Source organism: Rhodococcus sp. 1R11 (genome assembly GCF_004563845.1).
Lineage (GTDB): Bacteria > Actinomycetota > Actinomycetes > Mycobacteriales > Mycobacteriaceae > Rhodococcoides.
On the sequence record NZ_SPNG01000031.1, the window covers coordinates 1 to 1,009 of the forward strand.

The 1,009-nt window shown below is 64.3% G+C and carries 1 protein-coding gene; it reads right to left on the minus strand.

The features are described from left to right. The coding region (locus E4P29_RS25755) for an acyl-CoA carboxylase subunit beta (RefSeq protein ID WP_135048115.1) at positions 1–1,009 on the minus strand (1,009 nt) is incomplete at both ends.

Consider the following 1,009-nt stretch of genomic DNA (forward strand, 5'->3'; position numbering starts at 1 on the left):
GCATCGAGGTACCCGCGTTCGGCAGCGACGTACGGATTGACCAACGTGTCCTCGTACTGCTGCTGCAACTCGAGCCGCAACGCATCGACGTCCTCACCGTTCTTCGCGGCCTCGAGCAACTGCTTGCGGTAGACGAACCCGACCGCACCCGAGGCGCCCATCACCGCGATCTGCGCCGTCGGCCATGCGAGGTTGACGTCGGCACCCATGTGCTTGGACCCCATCACGTCGTACGCCCCGCCGTAGGCTTTACGGGTGATGACGGTGATCTTCCCGACCGTCGCCTCCCCGTAGGCATACAACAACTTCGCGCCGCGCCGGATGATGCCGTTGTATTCCTGGCCCGTCCCGGGCAGGAACCCCGGCACATCGACCAGGGTGATGATCGGAACGTTGAAGCAATCGCAGGTGCGGACGAACCGCGCCGCTTTCTCCGAGGCATCGATATCGAGTGTGCCGGCGAATTGGGTGGGCTGATTGGCCACGATCCCCACCGACCGGCCGTCGATCCGACCGAACCCGACGATGATGTTGCGGGCCCGACCCTCCTGCACCTCCAGGAATTCGTCGTCGTCGAGGATCCGGCGGATCACCTCGTGCATGTCGTACGGAGTGTTCGGCGAATCCGGAATCAACGTATCGAGCTCGAGATCCTCCGCCGTCAGACTGTCTTCGATGGATCCGACGATCGGATCCGACGCCGCCGTCCGCGGTGCATCGGCCCGATTGTTCGACGGCAGGTAGGACAGGAGGTCGCGGACGTAGTCGAGGGCGTCCTGCTCCCCCGAGGCGACGTAGTGCGCGACCCCGGACTTCTCCATGTGGGTGTGCGCGCCACCGAGCTCTTCCATCGTCACGTTCTCCCCGGTGACGGTCTTGATCACATCGGGGCCGGTGACGAACATCTGACTGGTGCCGTCGACCATGACCACGAAATCGGTCAGGGCGGGTGAGTAGACGTGTCCACCGGCGGCGGGGCCCATGATCACCGAGATCTGCGGGATCACCC